Source organism: Delftia deserti (assembly GCF_042653485.1).
GTDB lineage: Bacteria > Pseudomonadota > Gammaproteobacteria > Burkholderiales > Burkholderiaceae_C > Comamonas > Comamonas acidovorans.
The window spans coordinates 2,107,745-2,127,144 of sequence record NZ_JBHSIH010000001.1; the positions used below are offsets into that span (position 1 = coordinate 2,107,745).

General features: G+C 67.6%; 15 protein-coding genes and 1 tRNA gene. 11 read left to right on the plus strand and 5 right to left on the minus strand.

Annotated features, from left to right (window positions below; all coding sequences use genetic code 11):
• Positions 1-234: 234 nt before the first annotated feature.
• The 4 genes from ACFPFG_RS10060 to ACFPFG_RS10075 all read left to right on the plus strand — a co-directional run bounded on the left by ACFPFG_RS10060 (position 235) and on the right by ACFPFG_RS10075 (position 6,251).
• Positions 235-1,722: a nucleobase:cation symporter-2 family protein gene (locus ACFPFG_RS10060; RefSeq protein WP_013803717.1), complete on the plus strand. Its 1,488-nt coding sequence runs from the start codon at positions 235-237 to the stop codon at positions 1,720-1,722.
• 185 nt (positions 1,723-1,907) lie between these two features.
• On the plus strand, positions 1,908-4,205 hold the full coding sequence (locus ACFPFG_RS10065; RefSeq protein ID WP_183017638.1) for an NADP-dependent malic enzyme: 2,298 nt from the start codon (positions 1,908-1,910) through the stop codon (positions 4,203-4,205).
• A gap of 101 nt (positions 4,206-4,306) precedes the next feature.
• Positions 4,307-4,394, plus strand: a tRNA-Ser gene (locus tag ACFPFG_RS10070).
• A 366-nt stretch (positions 4,395-4,760) separates the two neighbouring features.
• Entirely contained in the window at positions 4,761-6,251 is a 1,491-nt protein-coding gene (locus ACFPFG_RS10075) for an ArnT family glycosyltransferase (protein ID WP_380106295.1), read from the plus strand.
• 24 nt (positions 6,252-6,275) lie between these two features.
• Here the strand turns inward: ACFPFG_RS10075 and ACFPFG_RS10080 are convergent, their stop codons facing one another.
• Both ACFPFG_RS10080 and ACFPFG_RS10085 read right to left on the minus strand, forming a co-directional pair.
• Positions 6,276-6,803 carry a hypothetical protein gene (locus tag ACFPFG_RS10080; protein WP_197957127.1) on the minus strand — a complete coding sequence of 176 codons (528 nt, stop codon included), beginning with the start codon at positions 6,801-6,803 and terminating at the stop codon, positions 6,276-6,278.
• Between the two features lie 21 nt (positions 6,804-6,824).
• A complete protein-coding gene (locus ACFPFG_RS10085; protein WP_312379754.1) occupies positions 6,825-7,169 on the minus strand; it encodes a hypothetical protein in 345 nt (114 codons plus the stop codon).
• 158 nt (positions 7,170-7,327) lie between these two features.
• Between ACFPFG_RS10085 and ACFPFG_RS10090 the strand changes: the two genes are divergently transcribed.
• Positions 7,328-7,876 carry a hypothetical protein gene (locus tag ACFPFG_RS10090; protein WP_380110257.1) on the plus strand — a complete coding sequence of 183 codons (549 nt, stop codon included), beginning with the start codon at positions 7,328-7,330 and terminating at the stop codon, positions 7,874-7,876.
• 31 nt (positions 7,877-7,907) lie between these two features.
• Here the strand turns inward: ACFPFG_RS10090 and ACFPFG_RS10095 are convergent, their stop codons facing one another.
• Positions 7,908-8,567, minus strand: a complete 660-nt coding sequence (locus ACFPFG_RS10095) for a TetR/AcrR family transcriptional regulator (RefSeq protein WP_380106298.1) — start codon at positions 8,565-8,567, stop codon at positions 7,908-7,910.
• A gap of 60 nt (positions 8,568-8,627) precedes the next feature.
• On the opposite strand from ACFPFG_RS10095, the gene ACFPFG_RS10100 reads away from it, so the two are divergent.
• The 5 genes from ACFPFG_RS10100 (at position 8,628) to ACFPFG_RS10120 (ending at position 11,774) form a co-directional block, all read left to right on the plus strand.
• Positions 8,628-9,836, plus strand: a complete 1,209-nt coding sequence (locus tag ACFPFG_RS10100) for an arabinose transporter (RefSeq protein ID WP_380106300.1) — start codon at positions 8,628-8,630, stop codon at positions 9,834-9,836.
• Positions 9,829-10,620, plus strand: a complete 792-nt coding sequence (locus tag ACFPFG_RS10105; protein ID WP_374618341.1) for a siderophore-interacting protein — start codon at positions 9,829-9,831, stop codon at positions 10,618-10,620. Before ACFPFG_RS10100 ends, ACFPFG_RS10105 begins: the two co-directional genes overlap by 8 nt.
• Positions 10,621-10,711: 91 nt before the next feature.
• Positions 10,712-11,029 carry a hypothetical protein gene (locus ACFPFG_RS10110; RefSeq protein ID WP_232245898.1) on the plus strand — a complete coding sequence of 106 codons (318 nt, stop codon included), beginning with the start codon at positions 10,712-10,714 and terminating at the stop codon, positions 11,027-11,029.
• Positions 11,010-11,237 carry a hypothetical protein gene (locus ACFPFG_RS10115; RefSeq protein WP_380106303.1) on the plus strand — a complete coding sequence of 76 codons (228 nt, stop codon included), beginning with the start codon at positions 11,010-11,012 and terminating at the stop codon, positions 11,235-11,237. Before ACFPFG_RS10110 ends, ACFPFG_RS10115 begins: the two co-directional genes overlap by 20 nt.
• A 147-nt stretch (positions 11,238-11,384) precedes the next feature.
• Positions 11,385-11,774, plus strand: coding sequence for a hypothetical protein (locus ACFPFG_RS10120; RefSeq protein WP_380106305.1), 390 nt, complete (start codon positions 11,385-11,387; stop codon positions 11,772-11,774).
• 71 nt (positions 11,775-11,845) lie between these two features.
• Here the strand turns inward: ACFPFG_RS10120 and ACFPFG_RS10125 are convergent, their stop codons facing one another.
• Positions 11,846-13,360, minus strand: coding sequence for a L,D-transpeptidase family protein (locus tag ACFPFG_RS10125; RefSeq protein ID WP_380106307.1), 1,515 nt, complete (start codon positions 13,358-13,360; stop codon positions 11,846-11,848).
• Entirely contained in the window at positions 13,360-14,697 is a 1,338-nt protein-coding gene (locus ACFPFG_RS10130) for a YybH family protein (protein ID WP_380106309.1), read from the minus strand. Before ACFPFG_RS10130 ends, ACFPFG_RS10125 begins: the two co-directional genes overlap by 1 nt.
• 478 nt (positions 14,698-15,175) lie before the next feature.
• Here ACFPFG_RS10130 and ACFPFG_RS10135 point away from each other — a divergent pair, with 478 nt between their 5' ends.
• Entirely contained in the window at positions 15,176-19,342 is a 4,167-nt protein-coding gene (locus ACFPFG_RS10135; RefSeq protein ID WP_380106311.1) for a beta strand repeat-containing protein, read from the plus strand.
• The last annotated feature ends 58 nt before the right edge of the window (positions 19,343-19,400 follow it).

Consider the following 19,400-nt stretch of genomic DNA (forward strand, 5'->3'; position numbering starts at 1 on the left):
GCACCAGCACGGTGCATGGTGCTTGCCAGGCGGCTGGCATCCATCTTGCAATGCACCATGGCACTCCCGCCCTGGCAGGCGATGCGCACCAAAACGGGTTGGCGCGACTGCCGCAACAGGGTTTACCGGGAGCAGAAATTTCCCATGATCTGTATACACTTTTTGTATGGATGTTGGCGCCGAACACTGCCACGCCGGCGTCCGTTCCCATAAATCCCGAGGAGACAAATCCCCATGCAATCTTCCGTTCATCCCGTCGATGAGATGCTGCCCGCAGGCAAGCTCACGGCGCTGGGCCTGCAGCACGTTCTCGTGATGTATGCGGGCGCCGTGGCCGTGCCCCTGATCGTCGGCCGCGCACTCAACCTGCCGCCCGAGCAGGTGGCCCACCTGATCTCGGCCGACCTGTTTTGCTGCGGCCTGATCACGCTGATCCAGGCCATGGGCGCGACCCAGTGGTTCGGCATCAAGCTGCCCGTGATGATGGGCGTGACCTTCGCCAGCGTGGCGCCCATGGTGTCCATGGCGCAGAGCACGGGCGGCTCGGCGGGGGCGGGGCTGATCTTCGGCTCGGTCATCGGGGCGGGGATCGTGTCCATCCTCATCGCCCCGCTGATCAGCCGCATGCTGCGCTTTTTCCCGCCCGTGGTGACCGGCACCATCATTGCCGTCATCGGCATCAGCCTGATGCGCGTGGGCGTGAACTGGATCTTCGGCAACCCCGTCGGCCCCACCGCTCCCAGCGTGCCCAACCCCGAGCACCTGAAATGGCTGGCCGACGCCCAGGCCACGGCCGGCGCGCCAGGCTCCTCGCTGCCGCCCGTGCCCAAGGGTTTCGCGGTCGTGCCCACCATTCCCAACCCCAAGTACGGCGACCTGACCGGCGTGGGCATCTCGGCCATCGTGCTGCTGTCCATCCTGCTGATCGCGCGCTTTGCCAAGGGCTTCCTGGCCAACGTCTCGGTGCTCATGGGCATCCTGATCGGCGGCGTGCTGTCCGTGGCCATGGGCCTGATGGACTTCAGCAAGGTCGCCAAGGCCGAATGGTTCACGATGGTGCTGCCCTTCGAGATCGCCACACCGGTGTTCGACCCCATCCTCATCCTCACCATGAGTCTGGTGATGGTGGTGGTGATGATCGAGTCCACCGGCATGTTCCTGGCCCTGGGCGACATGACCGATCGCAAGATCAGCCAGGACGAGCTGACGCGCGGCCTGCGCACCGACGGCCTGGGCACGCTGATCGGCGGCATCTTCAACACCTTCCCCTACACCAGCTTCTCGCAGAACGTGGGCCTGGTCGCCGTCACCGGCGTCAAGAGCCGCTGGGTCTGCGTGGCCGGCGGCGTGATCCTGATCGTGCTGGGCGTGCTGCCCAAGATGGGCGCCCTGGTCGAGTCCCTGCCCACCGTGGTGCTGGGCGGCGCTGGCCTGGTGATGTTCGGCATGGTGGCCTCCACCGGCATCCGCATCCTGAGCAACGTGGATTTCCAGACCAACCGCAACAACGCCATGATCGTCGCCGTGTCCATCGGCGTGGGCATGATTCCGCTGGTGGCGCCGAATTTCCGCCAATGGATGCCCCACGGCATTCATCCGTTGATCGAATCCGGTATCCTGCTGGCCTCGATTACCGCGGTGGCATTGAACATTTTCTTCAACGGAGCCAGCAGCGACACCTCTGCTGCCGTCCGGGCCGCACGCCAGGCAGACGCCCACTGATGAAACAGTGCCCGCCCTGGCGGGCACGCCCAACAATCGCCCGGCCTACCCGCCGGGCCGTGCGCCCCCTGCCGTCCATAGGCGCCAGGGGGCTTGTTGTCGAAATCCCTGAGGCAAAACTGTCCTGACCCTCATAGGCTGTAGCTATCCGGTAAGCTCCGAGAGCATTTGCAGAGAATTCCCGTATGACCCAAAACCTGTCCAACGCCGAACAAGCCCTGCGCGACGCAGCCCGCGAATACCATCGCAGCCCCAACAAGGGCAAGATCTCCGTCACGCCCACCAAGCCCTTGTCCAACCAGCGCGACCTGTCGCTGGCCTATTCGCCCGGCGTGGCCTACCCCTGCCTGGACATCCAGGCCGACCCCTCGCTGGCCGCCGAATACACGGCGCGCGGCAACCTGGTCGGCGTCATCACCAACGGCACGGCCGTGCTGGGCCTGGGTGACATCGGCCCGCTGGCCGGCAAGCCGGTGATGGAAGGCAAGGGCTGCCTGTTCAAGAAGTTCGCCGGCGTCGACGTGTTCGACATCGAACTGGCCGAGCGCGATCCGGACAAGCTGATCGAGATCATCGCCTCGCTCGAACCCACGCTGGGCGGCATCAACCTTGAGGACATCAAGGCGCCCGAGTGCTTCTACATCGAGCAGGAGCTGTCCAAGCGCATGAACATCCCCGTGTTCCATGACGACCAGCACGGCACGGCCATCATCTCCAGCGCCGCCCTGCTCAACGGCCTGGAGCTGGTGGACAAGCAGATCGGCAACGTCAAGATCGCCGTCTCCGGCGCCGGCGCTGCCGCCATCGCCTGCGTGAACGTGATGGTGGGCCTGGGCGTCAAGCGCGAAAACGTCTTCATGTGCGACTCCAAGGGCGTGATCTACGAAGGCCGCCCCGGTGGCCTGGACGCCTCCAAGGCCCAGTACGCGCAAAAGACGGACGCCCGCACCCTGGCCGATGCCGTCAAGGATGCCGACGTCTTCCTGGGCTGCTCGGCTCCCGGCGTGCTCACTGCCGACATGGTCAAGACCATGGCCGACAAGCCCATCATCCTGGCCCTGGCCAACCCCGAGCCCGAGATCCGCCCCGAGCTGGCCAAGGCCGTGCGCCCTGACTGCATCATGGCCACGGGCCGCTCGGACTACCCCAACCAGGTCAACAACGTCCTGTGCTTCCCCTACATCTTCCGTGGCGCGCTGGACTGCGGCGCCACCAAGATCACCGAAGCCATGAAGCTGGCCTGCGTGCGCGAAATCGCCGCACTGGCCAAGCAGGACGTCAGCGATGAAGTCGCCGCCGCCTACCAGGGCAAGGAGCTGAAGTTCGGCCCCGACTACCTGATCCCCACGCCCTTCGACACCCGCCTGATCCTGCGCATCGCGCCGGCCGTGGCCAAGGCTGCCGAAGAGTCCGGCGTCGCCACCCGCCCCATCGCCGACTACGACGCCTACCGCGAGAGCCTGACCCGCTTCGTCTACCAGACCAGCATGTTCATGCGTCCGGTGTTCGCCGCTGCCAAGGCCAACCAGCAGCGCGTGGCCTATGCCGAAGGCGAAGACGAGCGCGTGCTGCGCGCCGCCCAGGTCGCCGTCGATGACGGCCTGGCCAAGCCCATCCTGATCGGCCGCCCCGCCGTGATCGAGGCCCGCATCGCCAAGGCCGGCCTGCGCCTGGTGCTGGGCAAGGACGTGGAGATCTGCAACCCCGAGGACGATCCGCGCTTCCGCCAGTACTGGGAAACCTACCACCGCCTGATGGGCCGCAACGGCGTCACGCCCGAGACCGCCAAGGCCGCCGTGCGCCGCTCCAACACGCTGATCGCCGCGCTCATGGTCCACCTGGGCGATGCCGACGCCATGCTCTGCGGCCTGGTCGGCAAGTTCGACAGTCACCTGGCCCATGTGCGCGACGTGCTCGGCCTCAAGGAAGGCGCCGGCGAGTTCGCCACCGTCAACGCCGTGATGCTGGACAGCGGTACGCTGTTCATCGCCGACACCTACATCAACGATGCGCCCAACGCCACCGAGCTGGCCGACATCGCCCGCCTGGCGGCCGAGGAAGTGGCCCGCTTCGGCCTGCCGCCCAAGGTGGCCTTCCTGTCGCACAGCAACTACGGCTCCTCCAGCCGCCCCTCGGCGCTGAAGATGCGCGCTGCGCGCGACCTGTTCGCCGCCGCCAACCCCGACGTGGAATGCGATGGCGAGATGCACGGCGACTCCGCCCTGTCCGAAGCCATCCGCGACCGCTCCCTGCTCGAGTCCTCGCTGCACGGCGAGGCCAACGTGCTGATCTGCCCCAACCTGGACGCCGCAAACATCCTGTTCAACGTGCTCAAGACCACGGGCGGCCACGGCACGACCATCGGCCCCATCCTGCTGGGCGGCGCCGCGGCAGCCCACGTGCTGACCCCCTCCGCCACCGTGCGCCGCGTGGTCAACATGACGGCCCTGGCCGCAGCCCAGGCCATCGCTGCCCGCGGCTGATCCGCGCCGCACCCAAAAAAGGCGCCCCTTCACAGGGGCGCCTTTTTTACGCCCCCTGCCCCGGCAGGAGCGGCGCAACCCCGGCTAGAATACGCAGCTTCGGAGGTTTGGGTGAGTGGTTTAAACCAGCAGTCTTGAAAACTGCCGACGGGCAACCGTCCGTGAGTTCGAATCTCACAGCCTCCGCCAGATCCAGATGATCAGAAACAAAGCGCCTGCCCAGGCGCTTTTTTCTTGTCCATCGCACACCAGGCAGGCTCACTCAGCACCCCGCCCCCGGCTGCAGCCACGCAGCCCGCCGTGAACCGCAGGCAACGGCCTCCACACAGTCTTCACACAGTCTTTACATTGGATTAACCAAACAGACATAAGCTGCCGTGCTTCTAGCGCCCGCGTAAGCCAAGAGTCCGTAGCCAACGCTGAAGCTCCCGTTCGACCGCCTTCCTGGGAATTTCCCCTGTGCCAGCGCACTTGTCATCGCCGCTGGCATTTCCTATGACCCATCCCGTCCCCTCACAAGCAGCGAGCGCGATCACGCGAAGCGCTCCGCGGGCCATGCCCGCACCGTCGCTTTCCCTGGACATCAAGGTCCTCATCGGCCTCTTGCTCTTTTCGGCGGTCTGGCTGCTGCAGATCGACAGCTCCAGTCTCACGGCACCCAAGGACAACCTCGAACAGCTGACCTGGGTGCACAGCCTGGAATGGGGCTACTACAAGCATCCACCGCTGCCGACCTGGATGTTCTCGGTGCCGGTCAATCTGTTCGGACTGTCTGCCCGCACCAGCTATGTGACGGGCGCGCTCTTCACGCTGGTCGGCCTGTTTGTCTTCTGGAAGCTGATGCAGACCTTGCGCGGCAGCCGCCATGCCACGCTGGCCCTGCTGGCGGCCCTGTGCATCACCTACTACAACGAACGGCTGCACTTCTTCAACCATGAGGTCGTGCTGATGCCCTTCTTCGTGGCCAGCGCCCTGCTGGCGTGGCGTGCGGTGGGCAGCAGGCAACTGCACTGGTGGGCTGCCCTGGGCTGCTGCCTGGGCCTGGGCGCCCTGGCCAAGTACCAGATGATCCTGGCCGCCGTGGCCGTGTTCCTGTTCTGGATCGCTTGCGGAGCCTGGCGCGAGCGGGTCCATGTCATCGGCCTGGCCCTGGCCGCTGCCATCTCGCTGGCCATCATCTCGCCGCACCTGTACTGGCTGTTCCTGAACGATTTCGGTCCCATCCGCTACGCCACCGAGTCCTCCCTGGGGGCCAGCCTTGGCGGCGGTGCAAGACTGCTCAATACCTTGCACTGGCTTGCCGACCAGCTGTTCAACCGCGCATTGCTGGCCTGGGTGCTGCTGGGACTGGTGATGGCCTTGCACCGCAAAACGGCCCCGGCGCCGCAGGATGCATCGCCAAGCGCCGGGGCGCCCGATGCACGCGATGCCCACGACGCATCACGCGCGCTGATCCTGTGCTTCGGCCTCACGCCCATCGTGCTGACCTGCGCCATCGGCATCTTTGCCGGGTCTTCGCTGCAGTTGCACTGGGGAACGCCTTTTCTGCTGCTGGCCGTTCCTGTCGCCATGGAGCTTGCGAGATCGAAACTGCACCCATCCCGCATCCCGGTCAGAACCGCCCTCAAGTGCTTTGTGGCCCTGCAGCTGGTGCTGCTGCTCGTGGCCCAGATGACATCGGCCCGCAGCGAACTGCGGCTCAACAGCCGGCACTGGAGAAACTTCGATTCAAAGGCCTTGAGCCAGGCGCTTGCCGGGCCCGCACGCGAGGCGCTGGGCGGCGACATCCGCGTGATTGCAGGCCCCACGGCCGAAGCAAAGGCCCTGGCCCTGAAGCTGCGCGAAAAGCCGCTGGTGCTGATCGATGGCCGCATGGACATCAGTCCCTGGATTTCGCAGCACATGGTGGATGCCTGCGGCGTGCTGCATCTGCAGCTGGCGGCATCGCAGCCGCCCGGACACCAGCCGGTGGGCGAAGGCTTTCCATCCCTCTTCTGGCGTGTCACCCCTCCGGAGGAAGATGCGGGCAGCTGCGTCCCAAGCTGAACAGGGTGATGGCTGGGCCCGGCACTAGCGAACCAGCACGTGCCGGACATCGATGGCAAAGCCGCTCAAACCCTTGCCCGGGGTTTCGCCGTCTTCGACGTCCACATCGAACAACTGCCAGTGCGCTTGCCTGCCTTGCGGCAAGGGCAGACAGGAGATCTGCGGCCCCATGTCGATCATGGCTGCGATGTTGTTGACCGCCTGCGCCTGCGCCGCGCGCACCAGGGGCATCAGCAGTTCGTCGGCAATGCCCAACGCGCGCAGGCGGCCCAACGCCTGCTGCGCATCGCTGAGCAACGGGCCTTCGTTGACGTTCAGATCTCCTTGGTGCAACTGCTCCAGCCAGCGGCTGTCTCCGGCGGCCGCCACCTCGCTGCACAACCCGTGAACCAGTGCCGCCATTGCCACGGTGGGCTCTCCGCGGCTTTCGCTCAGAGCCCATAGCACGGGCTCGGCCATACCAAGCGATTCGTAATAAGGGAACAGCCCGTGCAGCTCGGGATGCTGTTCGAGCAGGTATTCGCTGTAAGTCTTCTTGGGCTTCTTGGACATGAGCGCGCTATGTGTTTCAAATCAAGGCTTGTTAATTTTCTGCTGTCTTGGCTGAATCACGGTCACGTATCCGATGACCATTCCACCGATCAAGGCGATGGGCCAACCCAAAAGAAACACCACCACATAGGCCATGGATGCACCGCCGCCTGCATAGGGCGCGCATTCTTGTGCATTGGCCCACAGACTGAAAATCAGCACCGTTGCCGCAGAAACCAGGCAAGGCCAGGAACTGGGCCAGGCCAGCATGCCCAGCGGCACCAGCATCACGAGTGCATTGGCAAGCCAGAAACGGGTCAGACTTGCATCGCACCAGATCTGTGTGAACAGGGATTGAATGGGAAAGCTGGCCAGCAGGGCCAGCATGCCAAGCCGTCTGACCGCGTAATGGTGACGCAAAAATCCAGGCCTCATGTCACATTGCCTTGCTCGAGAAATGATGGACCGAAAGAATACCCTCCTTGCCGGCCGCGCCTGTCGGCATTGCGTGATTGCACCCATTGTTGAGAACCACCACCGTGCCCATGAAATCCCCTTGCGAAGAACTCATCGACATGCTGGGCCAGCCCTATGACGCCGGCAAAGTGGCCCGACTGCTTGGCCCATTGGGTGTCAAGCGAATGCCCAGGCCGTCGAGCCATTTTGACGACGACATCATCTGGTCCGCCAAGTCCTCGCTGCGCATCGATGTCTATCGACCTCGGGCACTTTCCAGGCTGACGGGAAGTGACTGGGAGGATGGCGATGTCTGGCTCATTGGCTCCGTGCATTTTCTTGCGCCGGGGGCAGACAGCAGAATCCGGGCCGTATTTGCGGGCAGCCTGCCTTCGGGGCTGAGCATGCAATCCGTGCCTGAAGAGCTGGTGGCGGTTTTTGGGCCGCCGCAAATGGATGACGGGATCGAGCGACCGGGCCATGGCGGCCGTCTGCTGGCCTGGCGCAAGCCGCAGGTCAACATCGTGGCCGAGTATGAGGACGCGGGCGAAGCTGGCTCCATCACCAGCTTTGTGGTGTGCCTCATCGGCTGCATAGGCGCCTGGCGCCACGACGATCCGGAGGTCTTCGCGCCCTGAGGACCTGGCGGCCAAATCGCGCCTTGCATCCTCAACCCAGGGCAGGCGCTCGCAGATACCCCATCAGCACCTGCACGATGCCATCCTCCAGGGCCTGGGGGGTGAACATGGCCGGCGGATCGATGACGGCGGCATGCACCAGGGACTCCATGGTCTGCAGCAGCATCCAGGTGGCCAGGTCCAGGTCGCGGTGGACGAGCTGACTGCGGTGCAGCTCCAGCAGCTGGCGCACCTGGCGGAAGATGCCACCGTCGGCCACGCTCTGCTCGCGCGGCGCGTCGAAGAAGGGGAACTCCTTTTCCAGCACCCGGTGCAGATCGGGCTCGACCCGGTGCGCCGCCAGCAGCGCGCGGACCATGGCCTGCACATGGCCTTGCAGGCCCTGCGGCCGCTCGGCCGCAAGCACGGCGGCAATGGCCGCGTACATCTGCGCGGCGTGGCGCTCGTGCAAGGCCGTGATCAGCGAGTCCTTGTTGGGAAAGTACTGGTAGAGCGAACCCACGCTCACGCCTGCACGCTCGGCCACCAGATTGGTGTTGGTGGCGGCGTAGCCGCGTTCTGCAAGAACGCGAGCCGCGGCCTCCAGAATGGCCTCGACCGTGGCAAGGGAACGCGCCTGGCGTGGCTGTTTGCGGGGCTGGGGCGGCTGCCGCTGCGCCGCCTGCGAATGCGAGTTTTCAATGCGAGCCATGGCTCATATTCTCCTGGACATGTCATCTGAGCTTTTACTCGCATTTGAAAGGTAGTGCACATGTCTTCCGGAATTTCACCATCTGCGGCCGCATCGCCGCCCGTGAACGCATTCGCGCGGCTGCTGCCGCTGACGCTGGCGGTCTTCGTCAGCTTTCTCTGCCTGGGCATGCCCATGCCCGTGCTGCCCCTTCACCTTAGCCAGACCCTTGGATTGGGCACGCTGGGGGTGGGCACGGTGATGGGCTGCCAGTTCGCGGCGGCCCTGCTGTCGCGGGCCTGGGCCGGCTCTTTGGCCGACACGCGCGGTGCCAGGCGTGCCGTGGTGCTGGGGATGTTGCTGGCCGCCGCTTCGGGCCTGGCCTACCTGGTGTCCCGCGCCTTCGAGGGCGGACAGGCGGCAGTCTGGGTGCTGGCCGCCGGCCGCGTGATGCTCGGCTGCGCCGAGAGCCTGATCATCACCGGCGCCCTGAGCTGGGGCATGGGCATGATCGGCCCGCAACATGCCGGCAAGGTGATGGCCTGGGTGGGCATTGCCATGTACGGCGCCTACGCAGCGGGCGCGCCGGCCGGCGTGGCGGTGCAGGCCGTCTGGGGCTTCTCGGGCATTGCCGTGGCCACCATCGTGCTGCCGCTGGCCGCCCTGGCCATGGTCTGGGGCCTGCGCGCCACGCCAGCCGCCGCACAGCGCCGCACGCCGTTCTACAGGGTGCTGGGCACGGTCTGGCTGCCCGGCCTGGGGCTGGCCCTGTCCAGCGCGGGCTTCGGCGTGATCACGACCTTTGCAGCGCTGCTGTTCGCATCGCGGGGCTGGGGAGCGGCCTCGCTGGCCTTCACGGCCTTCGGCCTGGCCTTCATCGGAGCGCGCCTGCTCTTCGGCCATCTGCCTGACAAGCTGGGCGGCGTGCGGGTGGCGCTGGCCAGCATTCCGCTGGAAGCCGCCGGCCTGCTGCTGATCTGGGGCGGCGGCGATGCGGCCTGGGCCTATGCGGGAGCGGCACTCACCGGCTTCGGCTACTCGTTGGCCTTCCCGGCCTTCGGCGTGGAAGCCGTCCGCCGTGCGCCGCCCCAGGCACGCGGCGCGGCCATGGGCGCCTATGTGGCCTTCTTCGACCTGTCCATGGGATTGACGGCCCCGGCCGCCGGGCTGCTGGCCAGCGTCACCGGCGTGGGAGATGTGTACTTCGCCGCCGCCGTGAGCGTGGCGCTGTCCATCGCCGTGGCCTTGCTGCTGCGCATGAATGCAGCCCGGGGAGCCAACCATGTCTGAGCCGCTTCATGCCCCCGCCGGCACGCAACGCGCGCTGGGCACCGTGGTGAAGGTGCAATCCGTCACGCCGCGCATGCGCCGCATCACGCTGGGCGGCGAGCAGATCGCCGCCTTCTCGCGGGCGCCCGCCGTGGCTACGCCCGCCGCCTGGGTCAAGCTGTTCCTGCCCACCGGCGAGGGCCGGGCGTACACGCTGCGCAGCGTGGACCGCCAGGCCGGCACGCTGGATATCGACCTGGTACTGCATGGCGATGCCTTCACGAACGGGCACACGGCGGGCCAGGCCCAGAAGGCCCCTGATGCGCATGGCGGCGATGGCCCCGCCTCGCGCTGGGCAGCCCAGGCCCGCGTGGGCGAGCAGGTGGCCATTGCCGGCCCGCGCAGCGGCGGCTTCGCCCCGCCGGCCGGCACCGATTGGCTCATGCTGGCGGGCGATGGCTCCGCGCTGCCGGCCATGCAATCGATCGCGGCATGCCTGCCGGCCTCCGCCCGGGTGAAGGCCTACGTGGAAATCACCGATGACGGCGAATGCCAGCCCATGGACAGCGCCGCCCGCTGGCGCACCGAGTGGATCACCGCCGCGCCGGGCCAGCCCGGGCAGAGGCTGTGCCAGCGGCTGATGTACCGGCCGCTGCCGCCGGGCAACGGCTATCTGTGGATGGCGGGCGAGTCCGGCGCCATGCGTGCGCTGAAGCGGCATTTCCTGGACCGTGGCATCGCACCCAGCCAGCTGAGCGCCAAGGGCTACTGGAAGTGCGGCGAGGCAGACCACAAGGACCGCTAGAGCGGCGCAAGCGGCTGTCTTCACAGATCAACACGGAGCACCCGTTGATGCCGCCCCCACCCCAGCGAGGACGCCATGAGTACCTCCGCCATTGCCTCCGTCGCCCCAGGCGCCGGCCGGCTGGCCCGGTGCCGCGATGGCACGGCAGGGCTACTGCATCTCCAGCCCGCTGCGCACGCGCGAGCACCTGAGCGCCAGTGAATGGGACTACTGGTACGCCGGCCTGCCCGCCACCGAGGATCTGCAGGGCACCGACGGCCAGATCCTGATCCCGCGCGGCAGCGTGCGCGACGGCGGCTCCGGCGAGCAGCGGATGGTGCCCGGCCTGGTGCTGCTGGAGGGGCCCGGCACCCGCCGCATACCCGTGCGCAAAGCCTTCGAGCTGCTGCATGCCGCACAGCACCTTTGACCGCATGTTCCCGCAGTCGCCCAACCCTCCCCTGTTCGAGAGCTGCCAGCAGGTCATCGACGCCCTGTGGGATGGTGAATACGAGCGGGCAGCGCAGGCGCTGCAGGACTATCTGGCCCAGGCGGGCCAGCGCGCCCAGTTGCAGCCCAAGGTGCTGGCCGTGCTGCCTGAGACGCAGCTGCCCGCCTACCTGGTGCGGCGGACCTGATCTTGTGATTCCTGCAGTCGGCTGCCGCTGGCCGGCGCGGCTGGTTGCATGTGGAACCGCTGGTTTGCCTGCCGTTCACCGGGCGTTTACGCAAGCCCGGCATATTGGGCGGCTACAAGGATCGAAAGGTCCGAAAGGACCGCACCGATGAATGCCTTGCGCATCAGCACCACCGTCTTCACCGAAGCCAGATTCTGGAGCCTGGTGGCTTTCTCGGTCGTTCTTCCCTGCGCCATCTACGCCGCCCTGCTGGCCAAGCGCAGCATCTCGCGCACCACGGTGCTGCTGTTCGGGCTGGCCCTGGTGGCCATGGCGGGGGTGGATGTCTACCTGCTGCAAAGCCTGGCCTCGGCGGCGCGGCAGACGCCTTCGCTGTCGGACAACGCCATCTTCGTCTCGGAGCTGTCCACGGCGCTGTACCTGCTGCCGGCCATGATTGGCGGCATCGGCGTGAACATGACCTCGCATGTGCTGATACAGCATCTGTTCGATGCGGAGCGCCGGTTCGACAGCAACCGCAAGAACGAGACCACCTGAGCCGGCCGGGCCCCGCCTGGCGCTATCGGACGCTATCGGGCGCTATCGGGAGCAACCGGACTCGACCCGGTTCAGCCCATCACGTCTTCGGAAAAAAGCTGCCAGCGCCCGCCCGTCTTGCGCCAGTACTGGCGCAGCGGCAGGCCTTCGGCGAAGGACTTGCTGCTGGCGCGCAGGTTGACCACGCGGATCTCTCCCTTGGCATCTTTCCAGGAATAGATGGACAGGTCCTGCAGCGTCACGCCGGGGCGGTTCAGGTAGGCGGCCAGCCGTTCCTGCGATGCGCGCGAGGCGGGCGACTGCAGCAGGTCCGGCGCGTAGAGCGCGGCCAGCTTGCGCGGGTCGGCCCCGTCCCAGGCGCTCTTCCATTCCTCGACGACACGCACAAAGGCATCTGCCGCCTTCTGCTGGGCCTGGGCCTTGGGGGCCACCCACTGCAGCTTTTCGCGGATCAGCACCGGCGTCTGCCGGTCCACGGTCTGCATGAGCAAGGTGAGGTCGGGGTTGGCCAGCACCAGGCAGCCATCGCTGGCCTCGGGCGCGCGCGAGAACTGGTCGGGCGGCGAGCCATGCAGCCAGATGCCGCTGCCCGAGCGGCCCACGGCCTTGTCCCAGTCGTTGGGAAAGTTGACCGTGAGCGCACCCTTGCCATAGAACTCCGGCAGCCGGGGTCCGGGGATGTGGCGGCCCACGAAGTAGATGCCCAGCGGCGTGCGCTGGTCGCCTTCCTGCCATTTGTCCGTGCCCAGCTTGCCCACGGAGACATAGAAATCCCCCACCAGCCGCAGCCCGCCCGCCTCATGGGCGAACAGGTACAGCCGTGACTTGCTGGCGTCGATGGCAATCGCATGCCGCACCGACGCGCCCAGCATCAGGAACTCGCCGGGAACGGAGCCCGCAGGCGGCGCGCCGCTGTCGGCATGCAGGCGGCGCTTGAGTTCGTTTTGCAGATCCTGCAGCTGGGCCTGCGCGGGACTGGCCGGGCCTTCCAGCCGCGCGACACTGCCCACGGACAGGTTGTGCCGCACCAGTACGCCCTGGCCCGGATGGCCGGGAGCGGAGGAGGCGGCGACGGGCGTGCCCGCCAGCACCTCGCCGGCACGGCCGGTCTTGAAGCGCAGCAGGTCGGCATACACCAGCTGGGCTGCGCGGAAATTGGGAACCTCGGCGGTGAGATCGCCGGCGGCCTTCAGCGCGCCGTCCAGATCCCGCTGCTCCACCTGGCGGATGATGGCCAGCAGGCGGGCCTCCGCCTGGCTTTGCTGTGCGGGGGCGGCTGCCTTGGCATGGGTGGCTGCCACGGCAGCGGCACCGCCCACCGTGGCCACCGCAGCGGCGGCCAGAGCGGGCTTGCCCGATGCCGCGCGCAGCCTGGCCGCGCCCGCCTTGCCGGGGACAGACTTGGAGGCGACAGGCTTGGCGGTTGCCGTTTTGGAGGCCTTGGCCTTGGCCGGCTTGGCATGGGCCGCCGGGCTGAAGGACACCGCGGACAGCGCGACCAGCAGCACGGCCACCCCGGCGGCCCGCGCATGCAGGCGCAGCAGGCCGGTGGGCGGCAGTGCCAGGGGACGCGCTTTTTCAGGCATCAGGAGCCGGTTCCTTCATGGGTGATGCGCCATTGTCCCTTTTCGCGCTGCATGCGCAGGGTCTTGCGGGTGGTGGTCTTGAGCGCGCCCGAGGCGTAGTACTGGCGGAACTGGGCCGTGGCCTTGTCGCCGTCCACGGTGACCTTCAGGTCGCGCACATTGACGACGATGGCGGTGCGGCCAACGATGCGCTGGCGGCGCTGTTCCTTCCACTTGGCCAGGCTGCTGCCGTCGGCCGGGGAGAAGTGGTCGCTGTAGGCGTCCAGGTAGCGGTCCATGTCCTGTCCGGCCCATGCGGTGGACCAGGCCTTGACGGCGGCCTCCACTTCCTGCGTTGCGGCCGACTGGGCCGCCTTCTTCTCGTCGACGGCAGGCGCTGCCTTGGCAGGCTCGGCGGCGGCCACGGCGGTGGCGGCTGCTGCGGTGGCCGGAGCAGCGGCCTTGGCCGCAGCCTGCCTGGCTTCCTCGGCCGCGCGGGCCCTGTCCTGTGCAGACTGAGCTGCCTGAGCTGCCTTTTCCTGGGCCAGCTTGGCCTCTGCCGCCTTGGCTTCCGCCGCCTTGGCCTGGGCCAGCTTGGCTTCTGCAGCCTTGGCCTCGGCGGCCTTGGCTTCTGCAGCCCTGGCTTCCGCCGCCTTGGCCTGGGCGGCCTTGGCATCGGCGGCCTTCACTTCAGCGGCCTTGAATTCGGCAGCCTTGGCCTCTGCAGCCTTGGCTTCGGCGGCGCGGGCCTCGGCCAGCTTGGCGTCGGCTTCGCGGGCCTTGGCATCGGCCGCCTTGGCATCGGCGACCTTGGTCGAGGCAGCTGCAGCCTGGGCCGTCTTGGCCTGGGCACCACCTTGCTTGGGGAAGATCTGCGTGATCAGGGCCAGCTTGGGCTGGATGGCCTGGCGCGATCCGTCCAGCTGCAAGGCCTTGGCATAGGCATCGCTGGCCATGCGCGCATAAAGGTCGCCCAGGTTCTCATGCGCCGTGGCGTAGCTGGGGTTGGTGCGAATGGCCTGCTCCAGCACTTCCGAGGCCTTGCGCTCCTGGCCCTCGGCAGCGTAGAGCACGGCCAGGTTGTTGTAGGGCTCGGGCAGGCTGGGGTAGTCACGGGTCAGCGCCGTGAAGATCTTGATGGCCTGGGCGTTCTGGCGCTGCTCCGCGGCGATCACGCCCTGCAGAAAGCGCATCTGCACATCGGCCGGGTTCTGCTTGAGGTAGGCCTCGGCCTGCTTGGCGGCCTGGGGCGCCTTGCCCTGCTCCAGCAGCCGGGAGACCTCGTCCACCGCCTCCTGCGATGCATGGGCAAACGCCCCGCACAAAGCGGCCCCCAGGCTGAAGGCGGCAATGGCCACGGGTCGGGCTATCCGCAAATAGGCACGACCCGGCACTCGCGACGGAACTCTGGACGAAATCAGCATATGGGCGCTCTCTACGCAATGAAAGTTGGAAGACGGGCCTGTTCGCTTTTGGGCTTCTTGCATGCGCCGATATGCGCCTGCAGCCAAAAGCCAGCGATTTTATAGGCGAAAGCCACCTTACCCCGCTGCATGGGCCCTTGAGTCAAGGGCCATGAAACACGGCGCGGAGCCAGCTCCGGGGTAACGGAGCGGACCGGCCGGTGTTACGTAACGTGTGCCGTAACAGACCCTTGCTGAGACATTGTGATCAATAAGCAAAACCATACAAATCAATATCTTAGGAAGATTCCTAGGCCATTCAGACCTGCCACCGGCACATGGCATGCATGTTGCACAAAAGGGCTCGACAGATTTCACGGCTTCCAAGCCACCGTCTGACCTTGTCGTTTCAACCCTTGTCTGGAGAGAGCAAATGACCGCCCAATCGATGCAGCCCACCGGCAACACCACCGTCAGCCCCGTGCAGTTCGGTGACCCGCAGCCCTCCAGCGTCGTGCTTGCACAGCTGAACACGTCGAACATGCAGCCCGGCGCGGCCGCAGCAGTCATGCCCCGGGGCACACCTACCCCCACGCTGTCCCAGGTCAGCCCGGGCGTGCAGATCGTGCGCAACGGAGAAACCTTGATGGCCCAGCCCGGCAGCGCACTGCAGGTGGGCGACAAGATCATCGTGCCCGCCGACGGCAGCGCCAAGGCGCTGTTCCCGGGCAAGGACGGACAGACCCTGGTCGGCACTTTCGAGGGAGGCACCCAGGCCACGCTGGCCCAGCGCGAGGGTGATGGCGCAGGCGCCATGGTGCTGGACCTGGCCTCGGGCAACGTCCAGGTGGCACCCGCCAATGACGGTGACGCCGTGGGCCTGATCGTGACCAAGGAAAGCGCCGCAGCCGCAGCCGGCGGCTCCGTGCTCAGCGACTTCCTGCTGGCCGGCCTGATCGGCGCGGGCGGCGTGGGCCTGATCGCCGCAGCCAACAACGACGACGACGACCCAGCCCCCCCGCTGCCAACCGATCCCACGAACCCGACGAATCCCACGGATCCCACCAATCCGACCAATCCCACGAACCCTACAAACCCGACCAATCCGACGGATCCCACCAATCCGACGAATCCCACCAACCCGACGAATCCTACAAATCCGACCAATCCCACGGATCCCACGAACCCGACCAATCCCACCAACCCGACGAATCCTACAAATCCGACCAATCCCACGGATCCCACGAACCCGACCAATCCCACGAACCCGACCAATCCGACCAACCCCACGGATCCCACGAACCCGACCAATCCCACGAACCCCACCAATCCGACCAACCCCACGGATCCCACGAACCCGACCAATCCCACGAACCCCACCAATCCGACCAACCCCACGGATCCCACGAACCCGACCAATCCCACGAACCCCACCAATCCGACCAACCCCACGGATCCTACGAACCCGACCAATCCCACGAACCCCACCAATCCGACCAACCCCACGGATCCCACGAACCCGACCAACCCCACCAATCCAACGGATCCGACGAACCCGACCAACCCGACCCATCCCACGGATCCCACCAATCCCACGGATCCCACGGACGGTCATGGCCTGATCACCTCGGTGCAGGACGTGGTGGGCGCGCTGGCGGGCGGCACGGTGGCCGGCCCGGTGGGCAACCTGATCGATACGCTGGTCAATCCCGGCAGCGGCACGCTGTCCGGTGTGACAGGCCTGCTGGAGAGCCTGACCAGCACCAATGGGGGCCCGCTGGGCGTGCTGACCGAGCTGGTGGACGGTCTGGTCAACATCCAGAATCAGGGCCTGGAGCCGCTCATCAGCACGCTCAATGAGCTGCTCAAGGGCCTGGACGAAGCGGGCTCCGGCGGCGCCATCGGCACCGTTGTGGACAACGTGCTGGGCGGCCTGCTCGATGAAAACGGTGCGCTGGGCGGCCTGCTGGCCGGCGTGGGCGGACTGCTGGGTGGCCTGGTGGGCGGCGGAACGGGCAACCCGCCCGGCACGCCTGACAGCGGCGTGGTCACCTCCGTGCAGGACGTCGTGGACGGCCTGCTCGGCGGAACGGTGGCAGCGCCTGTGGGCCAGTTGCTGGATGCCCTGGCCAACCCCACGGACGGGCTGCTGTCCACCGTGACTGGAGCGCTGGAGAACCTGACCAATGTGGAGGGCGGCCCGCTGGGCGTGCTGACCGAGCTGGTCAACGGCCTGACCCAGGTGGACGGCGAAGGCCTGGCCCCGGTGATCGGCACCCTCAACGAGCTGATTGCAGGCCTGGGCAACGGCCTGGGCGAAGGTGGACTGGGCGGACTGGTCGGCAGCCTGCTGGGTGGACTGGTGCCCGGTGGTGGTACAGGTGGCGGCACGGGCGAAGGCCTGGTCACCACGGTCCAGGACGTGGTGGACGGCCTGCTCGGCGGCACCGTCGCAGCTCCTGTGGGCCAACTGCTGGATGCGCTGACCAATCCCACCGATGGCACGGCCTCGGTCGTGACCGGCCTGCTGGAAGGCCTGACCAGCGTGGACGGCGGCCCGCTGGGCGTGCTGACCGAACTGGTCAATGGCCTGACCCAGGTGGACGGCCAGGCCCTGCAGCCCGTGATCGGCACGCTCAACGGCCTGATTGCCGGCCTGGGCAGCGGCCTGGGCGAGGGCGGCATCGGCGAGCTGGTGGACGGCCTGCTGGGCGGCCTGATCCCCGGCGGCACGGGCGGCGGCAGCGGCGACGGCCTGGTCACCACGGTCCAGGGCGTGGTGGACGGCCTGCTCGGCGGCACCGTCGCAGCCCCTGTGGGCCAACTGCTGGATGCGCTGACCAATCCCACCGATGGCACGGCCTCGGTCGTGACCGGCCTGCTGGAAGGCCTGACCAGCGTGGACGGAGGCCCCCTGGGCGTGCTGACCGAACTGGTCAACGGCCTGACCCAGGTGGACGGCCAGGCCCTGCAGCCCGTGATCGGCACCCTCAACGGCCTGATTGCCGGCCTGGGCAGCGGCCTGGGTGAAGGCGGCATCGGCGAACTGGTCAACGGCCTGCTGGGCGGTGACGGCGGTCTGTTGGGCGGCGTGATCGGCGATGACGGCCTGGTCGGCGGGTTGCTCGGCGGCGACGGCGGCCTGCTGGGCGGCGTGCTTGGCGACAATGGCCTGGTCGGCGGCCTGCTGGGCGGTGACGGCGGCTTGCTGGGCGGCGTGATCGGCGATGACGGCCTGGTCGGCGGGTTGCTCGGCGGTGACGGCCTGGTCGGCGGGTTGCTCGGCGGCGACGGCGGCCTGCTGGGCGGCGTGCTTGGCGACGGCGGCCTGCTGGGTGGCGTACTTGGCGACGACGGCCTGGTCGGTGGGCTGCTCGGCGGGCTGGTTCCGGGCGGCGGAACAGGCAGCGGCGAAGGACTGGTCACCACGGTGCAGAACACCGTCGATGACCTGCTCGGCGGCACGGCCGCAGCCCCTGTGGGCCAGGTGCTGGATGCACTGGCCAACCCCGGCACCGGCGCCCTGTCCGTGGTCACGGGCCTGGTGGAAGGCGTGACCCAGGTCAACGATGGTCCGCTGGGCGTGGTGACGGAGCTGGCCAACGGCCTCACGCAGGTCCCGGGCCAGGCATTGCAGCCGGTGATCGCCACTGTCAACGGCGTGCTGGCCGGCCTGACCGGCGGCGATGGCCTGCTGGGCGGTGTGGTCGGCGGCGACGGCGGCCTGCTGGGTGGCCTCACGGGCGGTCTGGCGGGCGGCCTTGGTGGCGGCTCCGGCCTGGTCGGCGGCCTGCTCGACACGGTGGCGGGCGACAACGGCATCGTTGGCGGACTGCTGGGTGGCGACGGCGGCCTGCTGGGCGGCCTCACCGGCGGTCTGACGGGCGGCTCCGGCCTGGTTGGCGGCCTGCTCGACACGGTGGTGGGCGACAACGGCATCGTTGGCGGACTGCTGGGCGGCGACGGCGGCCTGCTGGGCGGCCTCACCGGCGGTCTGACGGGCGGCTCCGGCCTGGTTGGCGGCCTGCTCGACACGGTGGTGGGCGACAACGGCATCGTCGGCGGGGTGCTCAACACCGTGGCCGGTGACAACGGCGTCGTCAGCGGCATCGTCAGCGGCGTACTGGACACGGTGGCAGGCAACAACGGCATCGTCAGCGGCGTGCTCGACACCGTGGCCGGTGGCAACGGTATCGTCAGCGGCGTGGTCAACACCGTGGCGGGCGACAACGGTGTCGTCAGCGGGCTGGTCAACACGGTGGCTGGTGATCACGGCATCGTCAGCGGACTGGTCAACACCGTGGCGGGCGACAACGGCATCGTCAGCGGCGTGGTCAACACGGTGGCCGGCAGCAACGGCATCGTCAGCGGGCTGCTGGGCGGCGGCAGCAGCGGCGGCGGCCTGCTGGGCGGGCTGCTGGGGGGATCGTCCGGCGGCGGGCTGCTCGGTGGCCTGCTGGGTGGCACATCGCACGCGGCAGCGGCCTCGGCCGCCGAGCTGGATCCGATTGCCACCTCCATCAGCAGCCATGCCAGCAGCACGGCCGATGCAGCAGCCAGCGTGCTGACGCAGCAACTGCACCACAACACCCTGCTCTGAGCGGCCGCGGCGCCTGCGGGCGCCGCATCCATCCCCTGCGCCGCCGCCCCACGGTGGC